General features: G+C 59.3%; 26 protein-coding genes. 14 read left to right on the top strand and 12 right to left on the bottom strand.

What is annotated here, in order from left to right; all coding sequences use genetic code 11:
- Nucleotides 1-5: 5 nt before the first annotated feature.
- Nucleotides 6-2,048 carry a protein-disulfide reductase DsbD family protein gene (locus G5171_RS13375; protein WP_421260304.1) on the bottom strand — a complete coding sequence of 681 codons (2,043 nt, stop codon included), beginning with the start codon at nucleotides 2,046-2,048 and terminating at the stop codon, nucleotides 6-8.
- Nucleotides 2,049-2,101: 53 nt separating this feature from the next.
- On the bottom strand, nucleotides 2,102-2,479 hold the full coding sequence (locus G5171_RS13370; protein WP_421244403.1) for a hypothetical protein: 378 nt from the start codon (nucleotides 2,477-2,479) through the stop codon (nucleotides 2,102-2,104).
- Between the two features lie 186 nt (nucleotides 2,480-2,665).
- Between G5171_RS13370 and G5171_RS13365 the strand changes: the two genes are divergently transcribed.
- From G5171_RS13365 to pspG, 4 genes are all read left to right on the top strand, one after another.
- Nucleotides 2,666-3,394: a 1-acylglycerol-3-phosphate O-acyltransferase gene (locus G5171_RS13365; protein WP_005343125.1), complete on the top strand. Its 729-nt coding sequence runs from the start codon at nucleotides 2,666-2,668 to the stop codon at nucleotides 3,392-3,394.
- 211 nt (nucleotides 3,395-3,605) lie between these two features.
- Nucleotides 3,606-4,268, top strand: a complete 663-nt coding sequence (gene pspA, locus G5171_RS13360; protein WP_421244402.1) for a phage shock protein PspA — start codon at nucleotides 3,606-3,608, stop codon at nucleotides 4,266-4,268.
- A gap of 2 nt (nucleotides 4,269-4,270) precedes the next feature.
- On the top strand, nucleotides 4,271-4,477 hold the full coding sequence (locus G5171_RS13355; protein ID WP_421244401.1) for a PspC domain-containing protein: 207 nt from the start codon (nucleotides 4,271-4,273) through the stop codon (nucleotides 4,475-4,477).
- 45 nt (nucleotides 4,478-4,522) lie between these two features.
- Nucleotides 4,523-4,741 (top strand): envelope stress response protein PspG, encoded by a 219-nt coding sequence (gene pspG, locus G5171_RS13350; RefSeq protein ID WP_005343128.1) that lies wholly within the window; start codon nucleotides 4,523-4,525, stop codon nucleotides 4,739-4,741.
- Between the two features lie 78 nt (nucleotides 4,742-4,819).
- Here the strand turns inward: pspG and G5171_RS13345 are convergent, their stop codons facing one another.
- A complete protein-coding gene (locus G5171_RS13345; protein WP_421212945.1) occupies nucleotides 4,820-5,158 on the bottom strand; it encodes a GIY-YIG nuclease family protein in 339 nt (112 codons plus the stop codon).
- 44 nt (nucleotides 5,159-5,202) lie between these two features.
- On the opposite strand from G5171_RS13345, the gene G5171_RS13340 reads away from it, so the two are divergent.
- On the top strand, nucleotides 5,203-5,937 hold the full coding sequence (locus G5171_RS13340; RefSeq protein ID WP_005343130.1) for a substrate-binding periplasmic protein: 735 nt from the start codon (nucleotides 5,203-5,205) through the stop codon (nucleotides 5,935-5,937).
- On the opposite strand, the gene rarD is transcribed toward G5171_RS13340, so the two are convergent.
- Nucleotides 5,919-6,809 carry an EamA family transporter RarD gene (gene rarD, locus G5171_RS13335; protein ID WP_421212944.1) on the bottom strand — a complete coding sequence of 297 codons (891 nt, stop codon included), beginning with the start codon at nucleotides 6,807-6,809 and terminating at the stop codon, nucleotides 5,919-5,921. The genes G5171_RS13340 and rarD overlap by 19 nt on opposite strands.
- Nucleotides 6,810-6,908: 99 nt before the next feature.
- Between rarD and G5171_RS13330 the strand changes: the two genes are divergently transcribed.
- Nucleotides 6,909-7,496 (top strand): uracil-DNA glycosylase family protein, encoded by a 588-nt coding sequence (locus G5171_RS13330; RefSeq protein WP_421206168.1) that lies wholly within the window; start codon nucleotides 6,909-6,911, stop codon nucleotides 7,494-7,496.
- Nucleotides 7,497-7,499: 3 nt separating this feature from the next.
- Here G5171_RS13330 and G5171_RS13325 read toward each other — a convergent pair whose 3' ends face one another.
- Nucleotides 7,500-8,357 carry a DMT family transporter gene (locus G5171_RS13325; RefSeq protein WP_005335858.1) on the bottom strand — a complete coding sequence of 286 codons (858 nt, stop codon included), beginning with the start codon at nucleotides 8,355-8,357 and terminating at the stop codon, nucleotides 7,500-7,502.
- Nucleotides 8,358-8,448: 91 nt separating this feature from the next.
- Between G5171_RS13325 and G5171_RS13320 the strand changes: the two genes are divergently transcribed.
- Nucleotides 8,449-9,339 carry a LysR substrate-binding domain-containing protein gene (locus tag G5171_RS13320; RefSeq protein ID WP_421244399.1) on the top strand — a complete coding sequence of 297 codons (891 nt, stop codon included), beginning with the start codon at nucleotides 8,449-8,451 and terminating at the stop codon, nucleotides 9,337-9,339.
- 9 nt (nucleotides 9,340-9,348) lie between these two features.
- Here the strand turns inward: G5171_RS13320 and znuB are convergent, their stop codons facing one another.
- Both znuB and znuC read right to left on the bottom strand, forming a co-directional pair.
- The gene (gene znuB / locus G5171_RS13315; RefSeq protein ID WP_236358704.1) at nucleotides 9,349-10,128 is read right to left on the bottom strand and encodes a zinc ABC transporter permease subunit ZnuB; all 780 of its coding nucleotides are present in this window, start codon (nucleotides 10,126-10,128) and stop codon (nucleotides 9,349-9,351) included.
- 21 nt (nucleotides 10,129-10,149) lie between these two features.
- On the bottom strand, nucleotides 10,150-10,926 hold the full coding sequence (gene znuC / locus G5171_RS13310; protein ID WP_040067025.1) for a zinc ABC transporter ATP-binding protein ZnuC: 777 nt from the start codon (nucleotides 10,924-10,926) through the stop codon (nucleotides 10,150-10,152).
- Nucleotides 10,927-11,019: 93 nt separating this feature from the next.
- On the opposite strand from znuC, the gene znuA reads away from it, so the two are divergent.
- On the top strand, nucleotides 11,020-11,958 hold the full coding sequence (gene znuA, locus G5171_RS13305) for a zinc ABC transporter substrate-binding protein ZnuA (RefSeq protein WP_421250984.1): 939 nt from the start codon (nucleotides 11,020-11,022) through the stop codon (nucleotides 11,956-11,958).
- A 67-nt stretch (nucleotides 11,959-12,025) separates the two neighbouring features.
- Nucleotides 12,026-12,700: a transglutaminase-like cysteine peptidase gene (locus tag G5171_RS13300; protein ID WP_421260303.1), complete on the top strand. Its 675-nt coding sequence runs from the start codon at nucleotides 12,026-12,028 to the stop codon at nucleotides 12,698-12,700.
- On the opposite strand, the gene G5171_RS13295 is transcribed toward G5171_RS13300, so the two are convergent.
- Together G5171_RS13295 and G5171_RS13290 are read right to left on the bottom strand one after the other, a co-directional pair.
- Nucleotides 12,695-13,636: a TAXI family TRAP transporter solute-binding subunit gene (locus G5171_RS13295; protein ID WP_421260302.1), complete on the bottom strand. Its 942-nt coding sequence runs from the start codon at nucleotides 13,634-13,636 to the stop codon at nucleotides 12,695-12,697. The genes G5171_RS13300 and G5171_RS13295 overlap by 6 nt on opposite strands.
- Nucleotides 13,633-14,931 (bottom strand): LapD/MoxY N-terminal periplasmic domain-containing protein, encoded by a 1,299-nt coding sequence (locus G5171_RS13290; protein WP_421212937.1) that lies wholly within the window; start codon nucleotides 14,929-14,931, stop codon nucleotides 13,633-13,635. The genes G5171_RS13295 and G5171_RS13290 overlap by 4 nt, the downstream gene beginning before the upstream one ends.
- Nucleotides 14,932-15,190: 259 nt before the next feature.
- Between G5171_RS13290 and mepM the strand changes: the two genes are divergently transcribed.
- Entirely contained in the window at nucleotides 15,191-16,528 is a 1,338-nt protein-coding gene (mepM, locus tag G5171_RS13285) for a murein DD-endopeptidase MepM (RefSeq protein WP_005343143.1), read from the top strand.
- A 73-nt stretch (nucleotides 16,529-16,601) separates the two neighbouring features.
- Here mepM and G5171_RS13280 read toward each other — a convergent pair whose 3' ends face one another.
- A complete protein-coding gene (locus tag G5171_RS13280; RefSeq protein WP_288727236.1) occupies nucleotides 16,602-17,546 on the bottom strand; it encodes a D-2-hydroxyacid dehydrogenase in 945 nt (314 codons plus the stop codon).
- A 162-nt stretch (nucleotides 17,547-17,708) separates the two neighbouring features.
- On the opposite strand from G5171_RS13280, the gene G5171_RS13275 reads away from it, so the two are divergent.
- On the top strand, nucleotides 17,709-18,290 hold the full coding sequence (locus tag G5171_RS13275; protein WP_021231718.1) for a YjaG family protein: 582 nt from the start codon (nucleotides 17,709-17,711) through the stop codon (nucleotides 18,288-18,290).
- A 71-nt stretch (nucleotides 18,291-18,361) separates the two neighbouring features.
- Here the strand turns inward: G5171_RS13275 and G5171_RS13270 are convergent, their stop codons facing one another.
- Nucleotides 18,362-18,841: a MarR family winged helix-turn-helix transcriptional regulator gene (locus G5171_RS13270; RefSeq protein ID WP_013723454.1), complete on the bottom strand. Its 480-nt coding sequence runs from the start codon at nucleotides 18,839-18,841 to the stop codon at nucleotides 18,362-18,364.
- Between the two features lie 163 nt (nucleotides 18,842-19,004).
- Between G5171_RS13270 and G5171_RS13265 the strand changes: the two genes are divergently transcribed.
- Together G5171_RS13265 and G5171_RS13260 are read left to right on the top strand one after the other, a co-directional pair.
- Complete coding sequence (locus G5171_RS13265; RefSeq protein WP_005335836.1) at nucleotides 19,005-19,532, top strand: hypothetical protein; 528 nt, start codon at nucleotides 19,005-19,007, stop codon at nucleotides 19,530-19,532.
- Nucleotides 19,533-19,541: 9 nt separating this feature from the next.
- Nucleotides 19,542-21,140, top strand: coding sequence for a BCCT family transporter (locus G5171_RS13260; protein WP_005363036.1), 1,599 nt, complete (start codon nucleotides 19,542-19,544; stop codon nucleotides 21,138-21,140).
- A 118-nt stretch (nucleotides 21,141-21,258) separates the two neighbouring features.
- Here G5171_RS13260 and G5171_RS13255 read toward each other — a convergent pair whose 3' ends face one another.
- A complete protein-coding gene (locus G5171_RS13255) occupies nucleotides 21,259-22,497 on the bottom strand; it encodes a multifunctional CCA addition/repair protein (RefSeq protein ID WP_421250986.1) in 1,239 nt (412 codons plus the stop codon).
- A 237-nt stretch (nucleotides 22,498-22,734) separates the two neighbouring features.
- Here G5171_RS13255 and mutY point away from each other — a divergent pair, with 237 nt between their 5' ends.
- A complete protein-coding gene (gene mutY, locus G5171_RS13250; protein WP_421250987.1) occupies nucleotides 22,735-23,787 on the top strand; it encodes an A/G-specific adenine glycosylase in 1,053 nt (350 codons plus the stop codon).
- The last annotated feature ends 3 nt before the right edge of the window (nucleotides 23,788-23,790 follow it).

Here is a 23,790-nt window from a genome sequence, read left to right as displayed (position 1 = left end):
ACTCCTTAAAATCGGGTGGTGCCAGCCTGAAGCAGGCCAGCCTTGTGCAATGTGGTCAGCAGATCGTCCTTGTCGAGCAGGGGTGACAGCGTGACCCCCTGCGGCAACTCCGTGCCGTAAATCTGGTTGAAGGGAACCGCAGCCGCGCCCCGCTTACGCAGGAAGGCGGCGATGGTGTCGCTTGGTTTGCTCCAGTCGCCGCGCAGGGCCACCACATCGGGGGCCGAGAGGGCCTGTTGCACCTCATCGCGCAGCAACACGTTGTATTTGTTGGCCTTGCAGGTGACGCACCAGTCGGCGGTGACATCGATAAAGACCCGCTTGTTCTGGGCCAGCGCATCTGTGATGGCGCGTTCAGAGAGCGGCTGCCAGACCACCTTGTCAACACTGGCCGAGCCCTGCGCGCTAAAGGCGCCGCTCAGCAGCAGGGGGCTGCCAATCAGGGCGGTGAGGGCGATCGCCAGCGTGAAGCCGCGGATGCCGTAACGCCAGATGATGCCAGCCAGCAGTGCCAGCAGCATGGCAGCCATCAGCCAGCCGGTGGCATAGCTGCCGAGATGGTTGTCGAGCAGGCTGGTGAGCCAGAGGCTGGAGCCCAGCATCATCAGGCCGAGCAGGATGCGCAGATGGTTCATCCAGCGCCCCGGTTTCGGCAACCAGAGGGCGAGCCGTGGTAGGGCTGCCACCAGCAGCCAGGGCAGGCTCATGCCAATCCCCAATGCCGTGAAGATCAGCCAGAGCTGGCCGATCGGCGCCGCCAGCGCAAAGGCCACTGCAGTGCCGAGAAAGGGTGCCGAGCAGGGGGTCGCCAGCAGAGTGGCGAAGCTCCCTTGCAGGAAGTGACCGCCGAGGCCGTTGCCGCCGCTGGTGGCGAGGCGGGTGCAGAGGGCGCTGGGCAGGCGGATCTCGAACAGCCCCAACAGGTTGGCGCAAAACAGCAGGGTGACCAGCACCATCAAGCCGATAAAACCGGCGCTCTGGAACTGGATGCCCCAGCCGACGGCCCCTTGCGTGGCGCGCAGCAGGCTGCTCATGGCCGCCAGCACCCAGAAGGAGGCGATGATCCCGGCGCTGGCGGCGAGGAACTGCTTGCGCACCGCTCCCTGTTCACGCTTCTGATGTTGCAACACAGTTCCCAGCTTGAGCGCCAGCACCGGCAGCACGCAGGGCATCAGGTTGAGGATCAGGCCGCCGAGCAGCGCTGCTCCCAGCAACCAGAACAGCGAATGACTCTGGCCGGGCATTGCGAGTGGCGCGCCGATCGTCCCCTTGCCCTGCCACGCCTGCTCGCCACTGGTGAGCAGCAGGCCGAGGGATTGGCCGCGCAGATCCGGCGCATCCCCCTGCCAACCATCGCTCACCGGCACCCGGGCGATCAGGGTGTTGCCCTCGACCTCAAGCGCCGGTTTGCCAAATTCGGCACCCTCCAGAGCGTCGATAAAGAGCGCTGGTGATTGCCAACCTTCTGCCCGCTCGGCGCGCAGTTGCAGCTGGTTGTGCTGATAACCGAGCTCGACCCGGGTTGCGGCAGGCAATTGCTGGGGCAGGGTACTCATCGCCTTCGCCCAGGCAAAATCGAAGTCGGCCGGGGCCTGCCCATCCACCGAGAGGGTGAAGGGAAAGTCGGTCAGGATGCAGACATTGCTGCAGGTGGAGAGGCGTAGAGTCCCCTTGAGCGGTTGCCCGGCGGGATAGTTGAGGCTCAGAGGGAAGGTCACCTCACCCTGATAACCCTGGGTGTTGAGCCCGGCTACCTCGAAGTGGCGTGGCACCGGCCAGCGCCACTGAAAGGCACCGACCGGCTCGTCCCACAGGATCTGGGGGGCAATGCCCCCTTCGCCCGGGCTGTGCCAGTAGGTTTTCCAGCCTGACTCCAGCTCGACATCGAGCAGGATGCGGGTCTGATCTGCCGTGCTGTGGTCGGCCTGCAGCCGTACCCGGGCGTGATCATTCTGTGGGCTGGTGAGCCAGCCCGTGTCGCTGGCCAATCCCATGGATTGCCACAGCAGACCGCCCAGTAGCAGGGCCGCCTTGAAGAGATTCGACATCTTTTTGGTCTCGCAAAAATTGAGTGACAGCTAACGAAAGAACGCTGTCGAACTCATTCCCGCCAGACGCACAGGGTGAGGTGCAGACGCCGCTCGGGCGGCGAGATGACTCTGGGAGGGGGCAGTGGCGGTGTGTAGAGCCAAAGGGGGGCCAGCAGGGCGAGCAGCACCGCCACGGCAAAGAAGAGCTGTTCGACGCAGAGCAGGGTGGCGGCGCTTAGCCACTTGCCGTTGAGCTGGCAGCTGGTGGGCTGCGGGCTGACTGGCTTGCCGTCGTTCTGCTCATCATCGATGCTCTGAACGGGCAGTGCCTGACAGCTGAGGGCGTGATCGAGCAGGGCAAGCCGGGCCAGCGGCTGGGCTGCACAATTGAGCAGCAGCAGGCAGACCAGTAGCAGGAGATGCTTCGCTATCCGTTGTTGCAACATCATGTTCGCCATGTCCATCAAGATGGGGCCATCCTAGCGACCTATATCTGGAGGGGCAAGTTACCTTGCCCGTTATGACTGATCGCCGGGGTGACAGAGCGGGTGAGTCTGGTCGGTTCTGTTTGGCGAACGCTTGTTCGCTAAAAGGGGGATCAGTATACTGCGCCGAGTTAAAACTCGAGGTGTTCGATGCTCAAAATTGCCCGTGTGCTGCTGCTTGGTCTGCTGCTCATTTTCTGGTTCCTGTTCGGCTTGCTGCTCTGTCTGGTTCGTCCGCGCCACCCCAACAACGTCTATGTCTTTGCCCGTATGTATCACGCGGTCTGCCCGCTGATCGGGTTGCGAGTCAAGGTGACGGTGGCCGACGAGGTGAAATCGGTCGGCCCGGCGGTCTACGTCTGCAACCACCAGAGCAACTTCGACATCTTCACCGTGACCGGTGCGGTGCAGCCCGGTGTGGTGGCGGTAGGCAAGAAGAGCCTGCTGTGGCTCCCCTTCTTCGGCCTTATCTTCTGGCTCTCCGGCAACGTGTTGATCGACCGTTCCAACCGCTCCCGTGCCATCGGCACCATTGGTCAGGTGGTGGATCGCATCAAGAACCGTGGCACCTCCATCTGGATGTTTCCGGAAGGGACCCGCTCCCAGGGGCGTGGCCTGCTGCCGTTCAAGGCGGGCGCTTTCCACACTGCGGTACAGGCTGAAGTGCCGGTAGTGCCCATCGTCTGTTCCAGCTACTTTGGCCAGATCGACCTCAATCGCTGGGACAACGGCGAAGTGCTGGTGGAGGTGATGGCGCCAGTCTGCAGCAAGGAGCACGGTGCCGCCGGCATTCGCGAGCTCTCCGAAGTGTGCCGTGCCCGGATGGAGGCCAAGCTGGCTGAACTGGACAGCAAGCTGGGCCACAGCCACGCAGTCTGACTAGATATCGCAGATGAATCGACAAGGGAGCCTCAGGCTCCCTTTTTTGTTGGTGAAAATCACCACATGGTTGGCTATTTTCACCAACAAACCTTTCTTTAATTTCTTTGTGAAACTCTCATCTATATGTAAAACAACAATAATTTTTCTTGGCACGGCTCTTGTAATGCAATGGGAAGAGATAGCCATCCCATGAACAAGGAGCCAGACCATGAGCGTATTCAGCCGCCTGACCGACGTGATAAATGCCAACCTGCACAGCCTGCTCGACAAGAGTGAAGAGCCGGAGAAGATGCTGCGGTTGATGATCGAAGAGATGGAGCAGGTGCAGGTCGAGATGCGTACCCAGGCCGCCCGCGTGATTGCCGAACAGAAGCAGCTGGAGCGTCATCAGCAAGCGTTGCAGGCGCAGATCCTGGAGTGGTCGGCCAAGGCCGAGCTCGCCATCCAGAAAGGCCGTGAGGATCTGGCCCGCGCTGCCCTCACCGAGAAGCTGGCGGAGGCCAGGAAATGTGAACAGCTGGAGCAGGACAAGGCCCGGGTGGCCGAGGTGCTGGCCCAGCTTACCGCCGACAGTGAGCGACTGGCAGCCAAGCTGACCGAGGCGCGGGAGAAGCAGAAACTGCTGACCCTGCGCGAGCAGACGGCCCACAGCCGCATTCGTGCCCGCGCTCAGGTGGACAGCCAGCGCATGCACGAGCTGATGGCACGGTTCGAAGGCTTTCAGGGGCGGGTCGATCAGCTGGAAGCCCAGCTGGAGGCGGCCACTTTGGGGCAGAATCCCTCGCTGGAGGCCCAGTTCCGCGAGCTGGAGCTCAATGACGAGATAGAGCGCGAGCTGGCCCGTCTCAAGGGTCAGAAGGTGGAGGTATAACCATGACTCCCTGGCCCAAGGATCTGGTGCATCGCAAGCTGACCGGCGTTTGCGCCGGCATTGCCAAACGGCTGGGGATCTCCAGAGTGACGGTGCGAGTGGTAGCCCTGCTTGCCCTGATCCTGGTGCCACCGCTGGCACTGGCTGCCTATCTGCTGGCGGTGCTGGTGATGCCGCCTCGTTATGAATTGAGACGCTGGCTGGATTGACCGCAAGGCAGCCCGGCGGCACTGAGTGCCCGTAAGGAGCAAGTTATGCTGGAATTTTTCATATTGCTGGGAGTGTTGCTGGTGATGGCACTGACCGGTTTTACCCTGGTGGCCATGTTGCTGGTAAGCGGTGTGTTTGTGTTGCTGGGTCTGTTGAGCGGCATGCTTGCCCTGATCATCAAACTGGCTCCCTGGTTGCTACTGGTGTTGGTGGTCTGTTGGCTTATCAGCCACCGTCGTCAGCGCAACAATACCTATCTGTAGTGGCACAACACGTCGTGTGATGCTCCCTGATTTCCCCTTTTCGGCCACTCATCGAGTGGTCTTTTTTTCTGGCAATATTCAGGGGGAGTCGATTAACCACTGCGGGCTCCAGCTCTGCCAAATCGCGGGGTGCAGGATCAGCTGCTCCTTGAAGGATTTTGGCTGCTGCTTGAGGCGATATTCGATGCGCAGGGCCACCCCCTTCTCGCCGACTTCCTGCTGCCAAGCCAGCGTCAAGGGCCCCTTGCCGCGCAGGGCGCGAGCCCCTTTGCCATTCTGGTGCTGACGCAGACGGCGTAGCGGATCCGTGCTGATCCCGGTATAGAGCAGGCCGGTGGCGGTACGCACCATATAGACAGACCAGCGGGAAGAGGGGGATGGTTGTGGTGTCGGTGTGGTGGTTGCGGGTTTTCTCATTCAAATTCTCTGTGCCAAACTCAGAGGCAGCTCAAGGAGGTGCGATGAGGGTTTGGTTCTGGTTGTGGTTGCTGTTGTCGGTGCCGGCTCAGGGGGAGACGATTCGTCTCTACGATTACCATCAGCATCCGCCTTTCAATACCGGTGGAGATACTGGGCTGAGCCACGAGTTGGTCAAGTATCTCAATGAAAAGCTGGGGGGTGAACCCAGAATAGAGCTCTGGTTGGTTAATCGCGCCCGGCTGGCGCTGGAGATGGCGGATCCCGACTTCGATGGTCTGGTGGTCTGGGTCAATCCTGCCTGGGTGGGAGATCCCCATCGCGAGCGCTATTTGTGGACCTTTCCGGTGATGCGCGACACCAACGAGCTGATCTCGAACAGCGACAAGCCGATCACCTATCGCGGACCCGACTCCCTCAAGGGGTTGGTGTTTGGCGGGGTGGAGGGCTACCGCTATCAGGGGATCGACGATGCGGCAGCAAGGGGAGAGCTGGAGCGTCACGATGCCAAGAAGGTGAAGACCAATCTTGAGCTGCTGGTGCGCGGCCGTATCGATGTGACCCTGGTGCCAGGCTCCGCGCTGGGCTTTTTCATCGACTCAAACCACTATCAGGGCAAGCTGTTTATCTCCCCCTTCCCCCAATCCAGCTATACCCGCCATATTCTGTTGCCCAAGTCTCGTCCCGAGCTGCATGCCATCCTCAACGACATCGCCGAGCAGATGGACAAGGATCCCCGCTGGCACAAGGTGTTGGAATCTTATCGCGGTACGCCCTGAGGGCGACGCTTGAGCCGGTGCAATGGCAACAGGCTAACCAGCAAACCAGCCCAGACGAAGGCGAATCCGACTGCCTTTATGGGATCCGGCGCCTCACCAAACCAGTAGATGGCGAGCAGGAAGGCGAGGCTGGGCTCGATATATTGCAGCAGCCCCACAGTGCTCATCCGGGTTCTCGCCACCGCATAGCAGAAGAGCCCCACCGGCAGCAGAGTAGCGGGCGCACTGCCCATCAGCAGCAGCTTGTCGGCCAGATCCCCGTTCACGAATGCCCCTTCCCCGTGCCACGCCAGTGTGCCGATGATGATCAGCGCGACGGGCAGTTGCACCATGGCTTCCAGATAGAGGCTGGTGCCGGTGTCGTAGTGGATCTTCTTCTTGATAAGGCCATAGCAGGCGAAGTTGGCCCCCATGATGAGGGAGAACCAGGGGAGTTGGCCGTAGCAGAAGAGCATGTAGGCGAGCCCCGCCAGCGCCAGGGCGACCGCCAGATGCTTTTGCGGGGTGAGTCGCTCTTTGAGGAAGATGACGGCGAATACGATATTGAACAGCGGGGTCATAAAGAAGGCGAGGCTGGTGGTCAGCACTTGCCCGGTAGTGAGGCACCAGGTGAACATGCACCAGCTGATGGACATAACGGGGCCGGCCAGCAGGATTAGGCCGAGCTGGCGCGGCTCGCTGCGCAGTTGTGCCCAGGGCACCTTGTGGCCAAGCAGCAGAAACAGGCCGCCAAGCAGGATAACCGACCAGAGCACACGGTGGGAGATGAGCTCCCACATGTTGACCTCGGGCATGAATTGATAATAGAGCGGCAGCATCCCCCACAGGATGAAGGAGAGGGTCGCGGTGCCGGTACCTAGCCAGTTTTTCATTATTATCCGTTTATTAAATTAAACGCTCATGGCGATAGTAGGGGGCGCGCCCTGTTTCCACAAGAGGGAAAACAGGGAAATGCTGGTACTATCAACGTCATGCAGCGAATCGATAAGTTGTTTGAGCAAATCAGGGCTTGCCGTCTGTGCGAGGCTCACCTGCCGCTGGGGCCTCGTCCGGTGATCCGCGGGGCCGAGAGTGCCCGCCTGCTGATCATCGGTCAGGCGCCCGGCACCCGGGTGCATGCCAGCGGTATCCCGTGGGATGACCCCTCCGGTGACAGGCTGCGCCAGTGGCTCGGGGTCGATAAGGCCACCTTTTACGACCAATCCCGCATCGCCATCATGCCGATGGGGCTCTGTTATCCCGGCAGGGGAAAATCCGGCGATCTGCCGCCGCGCCCCGAATGTGCGCCCACCTGGCACGGCAAGGTATTGATGCTGTTGCCCAATATCGAACTGACCCTGCTGATCGGCCAATATTCACAAGCCTACTATCTGCGGGGGGCAGCCAAAGGGTCACTCACCGACACGGTGCGCAGCTGGGCCGACTATGGCCCCGGCTGGCTGCCGTTGCCGCATCCCTCCCCGCGCAATACCCTCTGGCTCAGGAGGAATCCCTGGTTCGAGGAGGAGATCGTCCCCCATCTGCAGCAAAGGGTCGCCCCGCTTCTGGGGAGACCCTGAGTATTAGAGCGCTGGCTCGGCCAGCGGTTTTGGCTTGCTGCGCGCCATGGCGATAAGTGGCAGGACGATGCAGATACAGCCCAGCAGCAGCGGCAGGCCCGGCTGCTCGTCAAACAACCATACCCCGATGGCCACTGCCATCAGCAGACCGGTGTACTCCGCCGAGGCGATCTTGCTAGCCTCCGCCTTGCGATAGGCCACCACGCACAATCCCGCATAGACCATGATCAGCGCCGAAGATCCGAAGGCGGGCCACCACATCTGCCACTGCCAGTCGCCCCCTTCCCACAGTGCCAGCGCCAGAATGAAGGGCATGCTCAGCACGTTGGTGAAAAACAGGGTCTGGGCGATGGGCTGCTTGAGCGGGATCCGCTTGATCAGCAGGTTGTTGAGCGCCATCGACAGCGCCACCCCAAGCGCCGCCAGAGCGGCCCAGTTCACCTCGGTCGGGCGCAGCACGATCAAAACCCCGATAAATCCGATGACTGCGGTCAGCACCTTCTGGCGCGAGATCGCTTCCCCCGCCATCCACACCGCCAGCGGCACCATCATCAGGGGGGCTGCATAGAAGAGGGCATTGGCGGTAGCGAGCGGCAAGCGGGTGAGGGCCACCACCATCAGGCAGACGCCGACCGCCCAGATATGGGCCCGCAGCAGGTGCCACTTGATGGCCACCGGCGGGTTGCGGCGCCATGACCAGAGCAGCCAGGGCATCAGCAGAATGGCGGCCGAGAGCTGGCGGAAAAAGACAAACTGGAAGATGGGCTGATCCGGCTCCAGCACCTTGACCAGCGCATCGGAAAAAACCGCCACCATATTGCCCAGCACCAGATATAGGATGCCGATCCCTACTGCATTCATACCACCTCCCACTTCAGATGAGGGGAGGGTAGCGTGCCGGTTGATATCCAGTAAAATGATAAAAAATGACCATTCATGAGATATTTAGATAATGAAGCTTCCTCCCCTGCGTGCGGTGCAATATTTCGAGGTGGTGGCCCGGCTGCTCAGCTTCTCCCGCGCCGCTCTGGAACTGAACGTCAGCCAGAGTGCGGTCAGCCACCAGATTCGTCTGCTGGAGGATTTTCTGGGTGAGCGCTTGCTGCTGCGTCAGGGGCGGTTGCTCTCGCTGACAACCCAGGGGGAGAGCTACTTCGAAGGGATTGCTGCCGGGCTTAGCCAGATTGCCCAGAGCAGCGAACAGCTGCGCGGTGGCGGCGAGATGCGGTTGCGCCTCGCGGTCTACAGCTCGTTTGCGGTGAAATGGCTGATCCCCCGCTTGGCCGGATTGCGCCAGCTCTACCCCGAGCTGGACTTGAGTCTGGAGATGGTGGCGGAGGATCCCGAACTCTCCGATAGGGTGGCGGACTGCTTTATCACCGTCTCACCCCACGGGCGTGGTTACTGTCACGATCTTATCTATCAGGAGCGGCTCTTTCCGGTCTGCAGTCGCCGTCTGTTGCAGCAGGTCAGCGGGGAGTGGCCTGATGCCATCTGGCAGCTGCCGCTGCTTTCGGTGCAGTCCATCTACAAGGCGAGGGGGGAGGATTGGCTGCGCTGGGCCAAGGCGGGTGGGCTGGTGATTCCGGACGAGGCGCGGATGCACCATTTCAGCCATGTGCTGCTGGCGATGGAGGCGGCGGCCTGGGATCAGGGGGTGGCATTTGTGAATGACTATATGCTGCGACCCGATGATCCCCAGCTGGTGGCCTTGCCGGTACACCAGCTGGAGACGGGGGATGCCTTCTACTTTACCTGCAAGCGCTCGCGGGCCCATGAGCCCGCCATCAGCCGGTTGCGCCAGTGGCTGATGATGGAGACACGCCAGAGCATGCCGCTCTAGCCTGCACCGTTACGCTCTCTTGAACTGGCTCAGTACAAACAGGCTGGTGGCGCAGACGACGACCGAAGGCCCAGCCGGGGTGTCCTGGTACCAGGAGAGGGTCAGCCCGCCGAGCACGGCGAGACAGCCGATCAGCGCGGCAAAGCCAGCCATCTGCTCCGGTGTCTGGCTGAAACGGCGGGCGGTGGCGGCGGGGATGATCAGCAGGGAGGTGATGATCAGCGCGCCAACAAACTTCATCGCCACGGCGATCACCAGCCCAATCAGCAGCATCAGTACGCAGCGCAACATATCGACCCGGATCCCTTCTACCCGCGCCAGCTCTTCCGAGATGGTCATGGAGAGCAGTGGATCCCACAAGCGCCACAGGGTGAGCAGTACCAGCGCGCCACCGCCGTAGATCCAGAGCAGATCCATCGGTTGTACCGAGAGCAGGTCGCCAAACAGGTAGGCCATCAGATCCACCCGCACATTATCCATAAAACTCAAGGTAACCAGACCGAGCGACAGGGCGCTGTGGGCCAGAATGCCGAGCAGGGTATCGGTCGCGACCTGCTGGTTGCGACTCATGATCACCAGCAGCATCGCCATGGCGAGGCAGCAGACCACTACCGCCAGGGTGAGATCGACCTGCAGCAGAATGCCCAGTGCTATGCCGAACAGGCAGGCGTGCGAAAGGGTGTCGCCAAAATAGGCCATCTTGCGCCATACCACGAAGCTGCCGAGGGGACCGGCCAGCAGGGCGATGCCGAGACCGGCCGCGAGTGCGTATAACAGAAAGCTGTCCACTTGAATGTCCTGTTGCTTGCGCTATTTGCTGTGAGCGTTGTTGCGAGAAGGCAGGCGGATGATGGGGGCCTGCGGTTCATGATGATGGTGTTCGCCATCGCAGTGGTGATGGTGGGTATAGACCGCCAGCACCTCCTGCTCCGGTCGCCCGAACAGACGGGCAAATTCGGGGTGGCGGGCCACGCTTTCCGGCTCGCCATGACAGCAGACGTGGCGATTGAGGCAGATCACCTCGTGGGTGCTGGCCATCACCAGATGTAGGTCGTGGGAGACCATCAGCACGGCGCAATTGAATTCGGCGGCGAGCTGGCCGATCAGGGCGTAGAGCTCGATCTGGCCGGTGATATCGACCCCTTGCACCGGCTCATCCAGCACCAGCAGCTCGGGCTTGACCAGCAGGGCGCGAGCCAGCAGCACCCGCTGCATCTCGCCTCCGGAGAGCTTCTGCATCCGGTTCTCAAGTAATCCTTCTGCGCCCACCCGGGTCAGCGCCTCCTCGATGGAGAGGCGGCTGTTTTTGCCCAGTTGCAAGAAGCGGCGCACCGTCAGCGGCAAGGTGGGATCCAGGTAGAGGCGCTGGGGCACATAGCCGACTCTCAGATCGCGGCTGCGGGTGATCTTGCCCGAATCCGGCGTGAGCAGACCCAGCACCAGCTTGCTCAGGGTGCTCTTGCCTGCCCCGTTGGGGCCGACTAACGTGGTGATTTTGCCTTTATTGAGGGTAAAGGAGACCTTGTCGAGCACAGAGCGTCCATCAAACGAGAGAGAGACCTCTTTCAGCTCTACCAGTTGGCTCATGACAACTCCGGGGTTTACAGCCAGTGAGAGTTATAATATAACAAAAAGCAGCTGTTATATTATCACATACTCACCCCCTGACGAGATTCACCAATGAGAATTATTGCGCTTTTCACTGCCCTGCTGGCGGTGAGTTTGCCTGTTCGTGCCATTGAGGTACTGACCACCATCAAGCCCCTTGGCTTCATCGCTGCGGCGATCACTGACGGGGTGAGCGAGCCCAAGGTATTGCTGCCGACCGGTGCCTCTCCCCACGATTTCTCCCTGCGTCCGTCCGATATTCGCAGCATCAACAGTGCTGGGCTGGTGGTGTGGGTTGGCCCCGAGCTGGAAGGGTTTATGGCCAAGCCGCTGGCCAATCATTCCCATGCTTTGGCCCTGACTCAGGTTGAGGGAATGCCGCTGTTCAACTACGCGACTCAGGATAGTCATGACTCCCATGACCATGATGATCACGATCATGCCGCCCACGAGCACGGCAACCATGATCATGATGAAGGGCATGAGGGACATCATCACGAAGGGGTCGATCCCCATATCTGGCTTGGCCCGACGCAGGCCAAGGTGATTGCCAAGGCGATCGCAAGTGAATTGGGCAAGCTGGATCCGGCCAATCAGGCTCGCTATGACGCCAACCTCGCGGCATTTGATGCCAAGGTGGATGCCAAGGACAAGGTGATTGCCGGCCAGATGAAGGCAGTGAATGAGAAGGGGTACTTTGTCTTCCACGAGGCGTATGGCTACTGGGAGCGCCATTACGGCATGAGTTCAAAAGGTCACTTTACCGTGAGCCCTGAGCGTCGCCCGGGCGCCAAGACCCTGGTGGATATCCGCAAGGCACTGGAAGAGAAGCAGGCGAGCTGCATTTATGCCGAGCCGCAATTTTCACCGGCAGTGATCGAATCGGTGGCACGCAATACTGGCGCCAAGGTGCTGTTGCTTGATGAGGTGGGTGAACAGGTGCCGCTTGGCCCGGATGGTTATCCCCAATTCATGCAACAACTGGCGGACGCATTTGCCCAATGTCGCTGATTAGCGGCTGAGTCTCTCATCCGGACGGACTATACTGACCTCCAGCATCTGACATGGAGTGTCCGGTATGAAATGGTTGTTGATCCCGGCCTGCACACTGGCGCTATGTTGCGCCAGTGTGCAGGCTTCGCGCCTTTCCGAATATATTGCCAGTCCGGACCTGCGGGCCAAGCTGCAGGAAGTGTATGGTGGCAGGGCCATCCAGCGGGCCGAGGCATTTTCTCGCTTGCTCACCCCCAGATCGGGTACAACCGACCAGCAGAAGATCGAGCTGGTGAACAACTACTTCAACAATCTCACCTACAGCGAGGATCCCAAGCTGTGGGGGGATGAGGATTACTGGGCCAATCCGCTGGAGTTCATCGGTGCCCGGGGTGGGGATTGCGAGGATTACAGCATCTCCAAGTACTACACCCTGATGGAGCTGGGGGTGGATGAGAAGAAGCTGCGGCTGGCCTACGTCAAGGCGGTGCGTTACAACCAATTCCACATGGTGACGCTCTACTTCCCGACGCCCAAGGCTGATCCACTGGTGCTCGACAACATCAACAGCCGGATCCTGCCGGGCAGCAAGCGTACCGATCTCATTCCCGTTTACAGTTTCGATGCCAAAAGCATCTGGATCATGAAGTCACGGCGGGAAGGGACGCTGGCGGGGAGTGCCGATCGGTTGGCGCAGTGGACATCGATGAAGACCCGTTTCTCCAGCGAGCAACTGCGCTCTCCCCGTCGTCAGTTATAGCTTGCCTGCCGCTTTCAGCTCCTCGAAATATTTCGCCGCGCCCGGATGCTGCTCAATACTCAGCACCGGACCGGTTTTATTGCGTGCCCGGTGAAACATATTGGCGTAGCCATAAGTCTGCTCATTGAACTTGGTCTGCTGGGTCAGCATGGCCTTGGTCAGACGATAGACAGACTCTTCCGGCATGCTGGCATTGGTGACCAGGGTGGCGGCAATGGCAAATGTGGGGGTCGCCTTCAGATTGCCGGGGTAGATGCGGGCGGGCACCTGACTGCGTTGGTAATATTTGACCCCTCTGAGTAGCTGATCCCGGGTGGCCCCATCGACGGGGAGGAAACTGACCGCGCAACGTTTGGCGGTGTCGAGCACAATCCGGTTGGGATGCCCCATCACCAATGCAAATGCGTCGATCTGCTTGCTGCAGAGCGCATCCGGCAGGTTGGCCATGCTCTTCAGATCGAGCTCCTGCTCTTTCGCTCCCAAGATGTTGAACAGAGCCAGCGCCGTCTGGCGGGTTCCCGAGTTCTTCAACCCCATGTCGATGGGGGCGAGCTTAAGCTGTTCCAGTGACGTGATATCGCCATCGGCACGAATCACTATGGTGAAGGGTTCGGCATGGGTGGCAAACAGGGCGCGCAGCTCAGGTTGCGGCTGGGTGGTAAAAGGGCCCAAGCCTTTGCTTGCCTGATACAGCCAGTCTGACTGCACCATGGCGTAGGAGGTCTCGCCACTCTTCAGCAGCTTCAGGTTTTCTATTGAACCCGATGAGCTCTGCAGTGTGCACGCAAGTTGCTCATCGACCTCATGGGCCAGACGGCAAAACTCTTTGGTTATCTGGTGATAAATCCCCTGCTCACCCCCGGTGGCGATAGTGACGGTTTCAGCCATCAAGCAGGGTTGCCACAGCAGAGGCAACAGCATAGCGAGCTTCCTCATGATTGCGCCTCCTTGGCATAACCATCGATACCCCAGGTCCGTAGTTTGTCGATGTCGCGACACTCTCCCGATTCTGCCAGCAGGGTATAACCGGCGGCATGCATGGTTTGGGAGAGCAGATTCCAGTAGAGCGGCTCATCGGTCAGCTGACAGCTGATAAAAATGGGATTGAGCGGGTCAAGTTGATTGAAGGTATCCGCATTGAGGGGAATGGCGCTGAAGGCGAGCTCACACCCCTGTTCCTGCAACGCAGCCAATATGGCTTGGCCGTGGGCGGGAAAGGTGACCACATCCCAGCGCCAATCCAGTGTTTTGCCGCGGCCCTGGCTTAGCAGGGGGAAGATCTCGGACCATTGCGGGTGATTGAGCAGGGAGAGGGGCAGCAAGATCCCCTCTATGTGAGAGTGCTGCCACTGTTGCAGGGCGCTCTGGATGGTTGCGAGAGCGCTGTCGGCACCGAGGGGCTGACTGGGCAAGAAACGCTGATAGAGCGCGATCTCCCCTTGTGTGGAGACAAATTTTTGCAGTTGCCCGCCTTCCGGCAGTGGGCTCACTCCTTGCAGCGGCTGTGGGGGCGTCAGTGGCAGCTGTTTTCCCAGCTGGGTGATTTTGAGTCGTTGTTGCAGCAGATCCCGTTTGCGTTCGGAAACCAATTGGTTGATGGAAAGTGCCACTTCTTTGAGGTCTTGCAACCAGGGAGTGGGCAGGGTGCTGTTGAACTGGTGTTTGCGGATACGGATCAGCTGCAGGTTGATCTGCTCCAGGGGCTGCAGCAGGCGTTTGCACACCAGGGAGATGATCAGGGTAAATACGACGAGGCCCGCCAACAGCGCCAGACCGGTGCGACTGATGGCATTCCACAGGTGCTGATAGGCGTAGCCGCTATGCCCCTCAAGGGTCAGAGTGCCCAGCATGCGCCAGCCATCTGTCAACTCTTGCTCAATTTTGACGGGTGGCATGCCGATAACAGAAGGGAGCCAGCCAGGGACATTTTGCTGGGTAGAGTGGAATACCTTCTGAAACAGCAATTGGCCATCCGGATCAACCAGAATAACCGAGCTGACGAAGCCGCCGTCAAACATGGCATTGACAATGGTTTCGGCCAGCACCTGATCATCATTGAGCAGGGTGCCTTGAAGTACCAGTCCAAGGGCTGTGATGGCGGTCTCCAGATTGGCCGACATCTGATCAAGGATTGACTGGCGGACCGTGGAGACTTCAAGAACGAACAACATAACTGCACCAATCAGGAACAGTACAAGGATTATCCAGCGCAACAGTTTTGATAACGTCATATCCACTCCATGGAAAAATTATCGCAACATTTGAGTTTTTAATGCCGAATCGAGTCCGACCCAGCTCTTAAAAATAGGAAAAAATAGTTAAAAAAGGCGATCATTTCTGCCCATCAGGGCGTGTTATGCATAAAATGTGAGGTTCATGCAGATTGTGATGAACTATTTGTAATTTGTTTTGTCCAAAAAACAGTTTTATACGGTTTTGTCACAACTGACATCGCAATACTCTCTCTTGGATCTAAATACAGGATAGCGGATGAAACGTCTCCGTCCCTTGGTAGCACAGGCTGCCAATTGGGAACCACCGGTTCCCCGCAAACATTTTTACGCCATGCTGATGCTGACGGCCATGACCCTGTCAGCAGTGGCATTGCTGCCAGCGCCGGGGGATATCCTGGAGCGGCCTCTTCGCCTTGAGTTGCCCATTGATACCGCCGGTACAGCAACCAACGAAAACAACACCGATTTTAACGAAATCCCCGACCACGAACTGGTTGATCAGAGTGCGGCAGAGGACGATATCCCTGTTGATACCGCACCGCAGTGGCAGGATTACCGAGTGCGTAATGGTGAGAACCTGACCGCCATTTTTAACAATCTGGGACTCTCTACCACTACTCTCTACAAAGTACTTGATGCGGACAGCAAGAACTATCTGGCCAGATTGAAACCGGGCCAGACCATAGAGCTACTGATCGATCAGGACAACATTCTGCAACAACTCAAGATCCGCTTGAACATCAAGCAGACGCTGGTGATGTCGCGCAGTGACGATGCTTATACTGCCTCCATGATCAACGAGAAGGTCGAGTGGCAGCCGCAGCGTTACAATGGCGTGATCAACGGCAGTTTCTATGTCAGTGCCCGCAATGCAGGCATTCCTGCCACTCATATCCAGAAGATTGCCAACCTGTTCCAGTGGCGGATGAACTTTGCTCAGGATCTGAAAAAGGGCGATAAATTCAAGGTGTTGGTACGCCAGGAGACGGTCGAGGGCAAGAGCACCGGTAACAGCCAGTTGCTGGGTGTGGAAATGATCAGTCAGGGCAAGACGGTGTCGGCCTGGCTCTCCGATGATGGCAACTATTACGATGGTCAGGGCAACAGCCTGGAGCGCGGTTTCCGCCGTTATCCGACCCACAGTCGTTACCGGATCAGCTCAAACTTCAACCCCGCGCGCAAGCATCCTGTGACTGGTGCTATCCGTCCCCACGAGGGGACCGACTTTGCCGTTCCGGTGGGTACCCCGGTACTGGCCACGGGTGACGGTGTGGTCCAGAAGGCGACCAGCCACCCGCTGGCGGGTACCTATATCGTCATCAAGCACGGTCGAACCCTCTCTACCCGTTATCTGCACCTGAGCAAGTTGCTGGTCAAAACCGGTCAGCGGGTGAAGATGGGCGACAAGATCGGCCTTTCCGGCAACACCGGTCGCTCGACTGGTGCTCACTTGCATTACGAGCTGCGGATCAACAACCGTCCGGTTAATGCCATGACCGCCAAGCTGCCGATGGCTGAACCGCTCAGTGGCAAGGAGCGTCGCCAGTTCCTGGCCAAGGTGAAGAGCTACCGCAAGGAGCTGGCCGCCGGTTAATCGCTGTAGCAACTAGCTGAAATTAAAAGGCCCCGCCAGACTGGCGGGGCCTTTTTTGCATGCGTAGTGCTGGTCAGTAACCCTTGTCGAAGTCAATCTTGCCATCCAGTGGCTGGCCATCGATAAAGCGAATGTAGTTGCGTACAAATATCTGGGCCACATCCTCTGGAAAGCTGTAGGCGCTGTTGTGGGGGGTGACGATGAGGTTGGGTTGTCCCCACAGTGGACTGTCGGCGGGCAGCGGCTCCTGCTCGAATACATCCAGCACCGCCATTGCCAGCTTGCCGGTACGCAGCGCGGTGAGCAGGTCACCCGAGTGCACGGCGCTGCCGCGACCGACGTTGAACAGGATGGCGCCCGGTTTGCAGTGTTCGAAGCGAGTGGCATTGAACAGATGACGGGTATCGCGGGTGGCAGGCAGCACGCTGACGATCACATCGGCCTGCGCCAGCATCTTGTTGAGCGCAGGCAGCTGATAAACCTGGTCAAACCCGGCACGCTCCCGACCACTGCGGCTGATGCCCAGCACCTTCATACCAAAATGTTTGCCGGTGTGGGCGATATGCTGGCCAATGCTGCCCGTACCCAGGAGCAGCATGGTTTTCCCCTTGAGCCCCTGATAGGGGTGACTCTGCCAGAGTCGTTGTCTTTGTTGTTCCCGATAGAGAGGAAGTTGGCGTGTCAGACTAAGCAGATGACCAAAGACATACTCGCTCATCAGCGGGCCGAAGATGCCGCGCACGTTGGTGAGCTGATAGTTGCGACGACTGTCCGGATCGAGCAGCACGTCGACCCCGGCATAGGTGGACTGGAACCAGCTCAGCTTGTTGGCTTTGGGCAGCAGTGGCTTGGCGCGGGCTGGCTCGGCCAGCAGAATATGGGCCTCGCCGATAAATTGTTCGGCATCGCTCGGGTTGTCGGCCCGCAGAATGCGCAGATGAGGGAGGTTGGCCGCTTTTAGCAGACGTTCGTAGTGAGCATTATCCTGGCTGAGCAAAAGAAGGGTACGTTGGCTCATACTCTTGTTCCTTATCAGAATTTGCGGCGCGACAAGATGCCGCTCTCGTCCCATCTTACCCGAGTTGCCAGCGCAACATAGCCGACCAGGGCGCTTTTTCGTTTTCGCCACGCCCCTCGTGGGCTACAATCTGCCCCACATTTTGCAAAGGATCCGACTCCAGTGTTTGGTGACAAGTTTTATAAGCGACTGGCCGAGCTACAGCCTTGGCAACAGACCGTCTACACCCTGGCGCTGGCAGAGCGCATGTACCCCAACTATGCCCTGTTCTGTCAGGCCTCCGGCTTTGGCAATGCTGGTGCTTTCCGGCATGCGCTGGATCAGATGTGGGTCTACCTCACCGTCAAGGGATCCAGGGTCAATCTGGGTGCCATTCTCGAAGAGTTCGAGTCTCACATTCCGGATCCCCGCAAGTTTGAATCCTACGGTGCCTATCCTGCGCTGGATGCCTGTGTTGCGCTGGGCTGCGCCTACAACTCGGTGATCTGCCGGGTCGGCGAAGAGGCCAACGATGCCAGCCATGCGTCAGTCGGTACCGTGGCCGGTTTTATCGAGCTGCTGGAAGAGCGGGATCTGACCGAAGAGGAGCTCTACGAGCACGAGTACATGGAAGCTGAGCTGGAGTTCCAGGTTGAACTGCTCAAGCGGGTTGCCCATGAGCGCGACAGCGATCGTATCCTGGCCATCAGAGCATTCGCCTCTCAGGATGGCGTCTCCAATATCGGGATCAGCCTGGAAGAGTAATCCTCTACGACCCCTGATAGAACAAAGCTCCCTTTCGGGAGCTTTTTTTATGCCTGAAATTGTTCAGCAGCTTATGCCTGCTCTTCGGTGAGGGGTCTGACGCTCAGCACCGGGGCTGCGTCGATTTCGTCTGCATTCATCATGGAGGAGATGCGTTGCAGGGAGGAGAGCAGCAGGGTCTGTTCCCACGCTTCCAGCGCCTGAAAACGCTGGATGAAGCGCTCTTGTAGCGGGGTGGGGGCCTGGGCCAGCAGGGCGCGGCCTGCGTCAGTCAGTGTCGCGTGAACCTTGCGCTTGTCGGTATTGCTGCGAACGCGCTGCACCAGTTGGCGGCTCTCCAATCGGTCCATGATGGTGGTGGCGGTGGCCTGACTCATGTTGGTGTGATCGGCCAGCTGGCGCATGGAGATCTGTCCCAGCTCGTCGATCCCTTTGAGCAGCAAGAGTTGCGGGGAGGTGAGCCCGGCTTCTTTAATCAAGCGCCTGGAGTGCATGTCGATGGCACGAATAATCTGGCGCAGGGCGACCAGCACTTCATCATGTTTTTCCATGGGGTGTGCGTCATTGGAGGGCTATGGAGAGGAGCAAAATTTTCCGCCTAATTCGTCACAAGGTCAATATGGTTTTTGATGTAATAATTTCTGCTCTAACTAATTTTGTGTTAGGTTGACGGGCATTTCACGGAATTCACCCTGACATTTGAGGAGCGAAATGATGAATGACGAGCTGGATATCAAGTCTCTGGTGGCCGAGTTACGTGTGGTCAGAGTGCGCTATGAACTGCCGGATACCTCGGCTTTTGTGCGCTATCAGCCTGCCTATGATGAAGACCCCAACAACCTTAAAGTACACCACTATGATGGTGAGTTACCCCTCTCTTGCAGCGAGACAGGTACTTTCAACCTAAAGGAGTTGGTAAATGAATTGCGCTACGCCTATGTGCTGGTGCACCTCTTTCCTGACGAAAGTGCCATGAACTTCTATCTGACCGGCCTCGATACCGGCCTGGCCCAGCTGGAGTTTATCGGTGGCTCTTACGACTTCAACCGCCTTTGGATCACCAGCGGTATCTCCAATCTGGGCGTCCCCATGGCCATCTTCCTTGGCAAGCGTCACGCCGTGAACGGCCAGCCCTCGGTTTCGCTGGTGGATCACCGCGAACAGGCAGCCGGCAAACTGGTCTATCGCGCCATCGGCGGTGCCGGTGATCATGTAGGCGAAGACTTTTTCAACAACGACTAAGGAGGCTGGATGCGAGCAAGCAAAGGGCTATTGAAAGGCCTCAACCCCACCATGGCCATGACGGCCCTCACCGTGATCACCCTGTTTTTGCTGTTTGGCGTATTTGTTCCCGATACCGCGGCCGCCTGGTTTGTCGGTGCCAAGGATCAGATCATTGCCGGGTTCAAGTGGTACTACATTCTGGTAGTCGCCCTGTTCCTGTTCTTCGCTGTCTACCTGATGTTCAGCCGTTTTGGCAGCATCCGGCTGGGTGACGACGACCAGGTACCGGAGTTCGGCTACTTCGCCTGGTTCTCCATGCTTTTTAGCGCGGGCATGGGTATCGGTCTGGTGTTCTGGAGCATTGCCGAGCCGATGAACCATCTGCAGGGCAATCCATTCATTACCGAAGGGATGACCCCGGAAGCGGCCCAGATCGCTATGCGCCTCACCTTCTTCCATTGGGGTCTGCACCCTTGGGCAATCTATGTGATCGTTGGCCTGTCGCTGGCCTTCTTCAGTTATCGCCGCAAGTTGCCGCTGGCGATCCGCTCTGTGCTTTATCCCATCCTTGGCGAGCGGATCTACGGCTTCTGGGGCCATGCGGCCGATGTGCTGGCTGTGTTCGGTACCGTGTTCGGGGTGGCGACCTCCCTCGGTCTGGGGGTCTCCCAGATGAATACCGGTCTCAACCAGATGTTCGGCATGGACGTATCGCAATCCAACCAGCTTTGGCTGATTGGTGGCATTAGCCTGATCGCCACTCTGTCCGCAGTCTCCGGGGTCGGGCGCGGGGTGAAGATCCTCTCCGAGCTCAATATCTGGCTGAGCGTATTCGTGCTTGCGCTCTTTCTGGTGTTGGGGCCGACCACCTATATCCTCAACGCCTATGTGCAGAACATTGGTGATTACCTGCAGAACATCGTCAAACTGAGCTTCTGGACCAACACCGAGGCCAACGGCACTTCGGCCTGGCAGTCGAGCTGGACGGCGTTTTACTGGGGCTGGTGGATTGCCTGGGCGCCATTTGTCGGCATGTTTATCGCCCGCATCTCCAAGGGGCGTACTATCCGCGAGTTTGTGCTCGGCGTGCTGCTGGTGCCCTCGCTGCTCGGCATGTTCTGGCTCACCGTGTTTGGCGGTACGGCGATGAATCTGGAGCTGTTTGGTGGTGGCGGTGTGGTGGCTGCGGTCAATCAGGATGTGACGCTGGCGCTTTACAAGACGGTCGAACTGCTGCACTGGGATACCTTCGGCTGGATCGCCAAGGCTGTGCTGACCCTGCTCATCTGCACCTACTTCATCACCTCCAGTGACTCGGGCACGCTGGTCATCACCACTCTGCTCTCCATCGGTGATCAGGAGCCGCCGGTGTTGCACCGCGCCGTATGGGGTCTGGGGCAGGGGCTGGTTGCCGCTATCCTGCTGGTTTCCGGCGGCCTGGCAGCCTTGCAGGCGGCCAGCATCATAGCGGCGCTACCGTTCTCGGTGATTATGCTGGCGATGTGCTATTCGCTGATGCTGGGGCTCAAGCAGGAGAGCCAGCGCCAGTTTGAGTATCGCCAGAATCTCAAGCGCCACGATGGCTCATCCCATATGAGCCTGATGGAGCGAATTGGTCCCGCATAACGGCACCAGCAGGGGTTAGCGCCCCCTCACATATCAATCTGGATGCAAAACGGCCGCCCTGGCGATGTTCTCCTTGCGGAGCTCATCATCAGGGCGGCCGTCTGTTATGGGGCCGAGGTTACTCTTCGATAAAGGTCCACTCATCCTTGATGCGGCCGATGGCATCGGTCCGCTTTTTGGCGAGCTGCTCCTTGATCTCTTCTCCCTTGTAACCGGCCGCCACTATCTCTTTCACCGGCACCGCCTGGGCGGCAGCCAGCGCTTCGGCCACATAGTCCGGCTCGGCGTAGACCCGCTCCTCGAAACCTGTGCGGCCGTGGAAGTCGGCGCGGCAGGCATCCAGCAGCTGGGCAAAGCGCTCGGGGCGACGCCAGGCATCAGCCTTGTCGAACACCTTGAGCAGGGTGGCGGGCTTGAGCTCAAAGGCGATATGGATGTGGGTGTGCAGATCGCTCACCAGCAGCGCCAGATCCCGGCACTCATTGGGTACCCGGAACCGCTCGCACAGGGCGCGAATAAGCGGCAGCCCCTTCTGGCCATGACCGTGATGGCTTGGCCAGAACTCCTTGGGGGTCACTCCCTTGCCAAGGTCGTGGCAGAGGGCGGCAAAGCGGACGGTCAATTCCGGGGAGATCCGGCACGCCTGCTCCAGCACCATCAGGGTGTGGATGCCGGTGTCGATCTCCGGGTGCCACTTGGCCGGGGCGGGGACGCCAAACAGCGCATCAATCTCTGGGAACAGCGCCTTCAGGGCGCCGCACTGGCGCAGCACCTCGATAAAGATCTGCGGGGTCGGCCCCAGCAGCACTTTTTCCAGCTCCTTCCAGACTCGCTCCGGCGTGAGGTGGGCCAGCTCGCCAGCGGCCGTCATCTCGCTCATCAGGGCGAGAGTTTCCGGCGCGATGGTAAAGCCCTGAGCGTGGAAGCGGGCGGCGAAGCGGGCGACCCGCAGGATGCGCAACGGATCTTCGGCAAAGGCGGGGGAGACGTGGCGCAGCAGCCGTTTTTCCAAATCCTTGATGCCACCGTAGGGATCATGGAGCTGGCCCTGATCATCCTCGGCGATGGCGTTGATGGTGAGATCCCGGCGCAGCAGATCCTGCTCGAGCGTCACATCGGGGGCGGCGTGGCAGACAAAGCCGGTGTAACCCTGACCCTGTTTTCGCTCGGTACGGGCGAGGGCATACTCCTGCTGGGTTTTGGGGTGAAGAAACACGGGAAAGTCGCGACCGACCTGGGTAAAACCCAGCGCCAGCATCTGTTCCACGGTGGCGCCGACCACCAGATGATCCCTGTCGCCCTGCGGCAATCCCAGCAGGCGATCCCGCACTGCGCCCCCAACCAGATAAGTCTGCAAACCGTCTCTCCCGTCATAAATCGTGGGGCCGAGTATATCGTCTTTGTTACCGCTTTGCTGCCTGACCACCACCTGCCCGCAGCGCCAGTCAGCGCGGCTTTGACTTGGGCGTGACGAGGCCTTACGCTGCCGCACCAGACAGCTGGCACTATGCTGCGGGATGACTTTATGCCCGCGCAGGCCAGATGAGCCGAAGGAGCCGCAGAGTTCCCCTTATATCAACGACATGAGAACAACGTGAATCAATCAACCTTCGCAAGCCGGGTTCTGGAGTGGTATGAGCTTCATGGCCGCAAAACCCTGCCCTGGCAGCAGGAGAAGACTCCTTACCGGGTCTGGGTCTCGGAGATCATGCTGCAGCAGACCCAGGTCGCCACAGTCATCCCCTATTACCAGCGTTTTATGGCGCGCTTCCCCGATGTGATGGCACTGGCCGATGCCCCTGTCGACGAGGTGCTGCACCACTGGACCGGGCTTGGCTACTACGCCCGGGCCCGCAACCTGCACAAGGCGGCCCAGCAGATCCGCGATCATCACCATGGTCTCTTTCCCGAGCGCTTTGACGAGGTGGTGGCGCTGCCGGGCATTGGTCGCTCAACCGCCGGGGCCGTGTTGTCGCTCTCTCTTGGTCAGCCTCACGCCATCCTTGATGGCAACGTGAAGCGGGTGCTCACCCGCTGGCTGGCGCTGCCGGGCTGGCCCGGCCAGAAACAGGTGGAGAACGAGCTGTGGGAGATTGCCATCCGGCTCACTCCCAAGCTGGGTGTGGCGCAATACAATCAGGCAATGATGGATATCGGAGCGACGATCTGCACCCGCAGCAAGCCTGCCTGTGATCGCTGTCCGGTGCGGACCGATTGCCAGGGGCTGTCGCAAGGCAAGCCCACCGCCTACCCCAATAGTAAGCCGAAAAAGAGCATTCCGGCACGGGATGGCATCATGTTGCTGATCCGCCATGGCGATGAGTTGCTGCTGGAGAAGCGGCCGCCACAGGGGATCTGGGGCGGGCTCTACTGCTTCCCGCAGGCGGCTTTGCTGGCGGAGGTGGAGGGTCTGCTGGCGTCCCTTGGCCTGAGTCATCACGGTTATCGGGAACTAGCCGGTTTTCGCCATACATTCAGTCACTTCCACCTCGATATTCGGCCGCTGCTGATTGACATTGATGAGGCGCAGCCGCTGCGGCTCATGGAAGCAGATAACCGACTCTGGTATAACTTACGCCATCCTGCCGAGGTGGGGCTGGCGGCCGCCACGGCCCGTCTGCTCGCCTATCCAGAGTTACAACCATAGAGG

The sequence above is a fragment of the Aeromonas sp. 600774 genome, assembly GCF_049175075.1.
Classification (GTDB): Bacteria; Pseudomonadota; Gammaproteobacteria; order Enterobacterales; family Aeromonadaceae; genus Aeromonas; species Aeromonas veronii_A.
Note: the sequence above shows the minus strand (reverse complement) of the source record. Positions and strands in the feature narration are given on the sequence as shown.

Excerpts from the sequence above, each read along its gene's own strand:
- G5171_RS13375 (WP_421260304.1), bottom strand. The coding sequence starts at position 2,048 with ATGTCGAATCTCTTCAAGGCGGCCCTGCTACTGGGCGGTCTGCTGTGG.
- G5171_RS13370 (WP_421244403.1), bottom strand. The coding sequence starts at position 2,479 with ATGATGTTGCAACAACGGATAGCGAAGCATCTCCTGCTACTGGTCTGC.
- G5171_RS13365 (WP_005343125.1), top strand. The coding sequence starts at position 2,666 with ATGCTCAAAATTGCCCGTGTGCTGCTGCTTGGTCTGCTGCTCATTTTC.
- pspA (WP_421244402.1), top strand. The coding sequence starts at position 3,606 with ATGAGCGTATTCAGCCGCCTGACCGACGTGATAAATGCCAACCTGCAC.
- G5171_RS13355 (WP_421244401.1), top strand. The coding sequence starts at position 4,271 with ATGACTCCCTGGCCCAAGGATCTGGTGCATCGCAAGCTGACCGGCGTT.
- pspG (WP_005343128.1), top strand. The coding sequence starts at position 4,523 with ATGCTGGAATTTTTCATATTGCTGGGAGTGTTGCTGGTGATGGCACTG.
- G5171_RS13345 (WP_421212945.1), bottom strand. The coding sequence starts at position 5,158 with ATGAGAAAACCCGCAACCACCACACCGACACCACAACCATCCCCCTCT.
- G5171_RS13340 (WP_005343130.1), top strand. The coding sequence starts at position 5,203 with ATGAGGGTTTGGTTCTGGTTGTGGTTGCTGTTGTCGGTGCCGGCTCAG.
- rarD (WP_421212944.1), bottom strand. The coding sequence starts at position 6,809 with ATGAAAAACTGGCTAGGTACCGGCACCGCGACCCTCTCCTTCATCCTG.
- G5171_RS13330 (WP_421206168.1), top strand. The coding sequence starts at position 6,909 with ATGCAGCGAATCGATAAGTTGTTTGAGCAAATCAGGGCTTGCCGTCTG.
- G5171_RS13325 (WP_005335858.1), bottom strand. The coding sequence starts at position 8,357 with ATGAATGCAGTAGGGATCGGCATCCTATATCTGGTGCTGGGCAATATG.
- G5171_RS13320 (WP_421244399.1), top strand. The coding sequence starts at position 8,449 with ATGAAGCTTCCTCCCCTGCGTGCGGTGCAATATTTCGAGGTGGTGGCC.
- znuC (WP_040067025.1), bottom strand. The coding sequence starts at position 10,926 with ATGAGCCAACTGGTAGAGCTGAAAGAGGTCTCTCTCTCGTTTGATGGA.
- znuA (WP_421250984.1), top strand. The coding sequence starts at position 11,020 with ATGAGAATTATTGCGCTTTTCACTGCCCTGCTGGCGGTGAGTTTGCCT.
- G5171_RS13300 (WP_421260303.1), top strand. The coding sequence starts at position 12,026 with ATGAAATGGTTGTTGATCCCGGCCTGCACACTGGCGCTATGTTGCGCC.
- G5171_RS13295 (WP_421260302.1), bottom strand. The coding sequence starts at position 13,636 with ATGAGGAAGCTCGCTATGCTGTTGCCTCTGCTGTGGCAACCCTGCTTG.
- G5171_RS13290 (WP_421212937.1), bottom strand. The coding sequence starts at position 14,931 with ATGACGTTATCAAAACTGTTGCGCTGGATAATCCTTGTACTGTTCCTG.
- mepM (WP_005343143.1), top strand. The coding sequence starts at position 15,191 with ATGAAACGTCTCCGTCCCTTGGTAGCACAGGCTGCCAATTGGGAACCA.
- G5171_RS13280 (WP_288727236.1), bottom strand. The coding sequence starts at position 17,546 with ATGAGCCAACGTACCCTTCTTTTGCTCAGCCAGGATAATGCTCACTAC.
- G5171_RS13270 (WP_013723454.1), bottom strand. The coding sequence starts at position 18,841 with ATGGAAAAACATGATGAAGTGCTGGTCGCCCTGCGCCAGATTATTCGT.
- G5171_RS13265 (WP_005335836.1), top strand. The coding sequence starts at position 19,005 with ATGAATGACGAGCTGGATATCAAGTCTCTGGTGGCCGAGTTACGTGTG.
- G5171_RS13260 (WP_005363036.1), top strand. The coding sequence starts at position 19,542 with ATGCGAGCAAGCAAAGGGCTATTGAAAGGCCTCAACCCCACCATGGCC.